The following is a 268-nucleotide window of genomic DNA, read 5'->3' as shown; positions in this document are numbered from 1 at the left end:
CTGTTTACAGCGATCACGACAGCAGCAACGACCGGAACCGTCAATAACATGCACGATACACTGACACCGCTGGGCGGCTTGGTGCCGCTCGGGGAAATGATGCTCAACTGCGTATTTGGCGGAGACGGGGTAGGAACGGTCAACATCCTGATGTACGCGATTTTGGCGGTTTTCATTGCTGGCTTGATGGTAGGACGCACACCCGAATTTTTGGGACGCAAAATTGAGGGCAAAGAGATGAAGCTGATTGCGATTGCGATTCTTGCCC

The 268-nt window shown here is 53.0% G+C and carries 1 protein-coding gene; it reads left to right on the top strand.

The genetic code is table 11. The annotated features are described in order from the left end of the window. A partial coding sequence (locus tag SB773_RS32135; protein WP_410594405.1) for a potassium-transporting ATPase subunit KdpA occupies positions 1-268 on the top strand: 268 nt, incomplete at both ends.

Origin of the sequence: Bacillus sp. SIMBA_074, from assembly GCF_046534555.1 — a bacterium.
Taxonomy (GTDB): Bacteria; Bacillota; Bacilli; order Bacillales; family Bacillaceae_G; genus Bacillus_A; species Bacillus_A mycoides.
The sequence above is the reverse complement of the archived record's forward strand: the minus strand, read 5'-3'. Positions and strand labels throughout refer to the sequence as shown.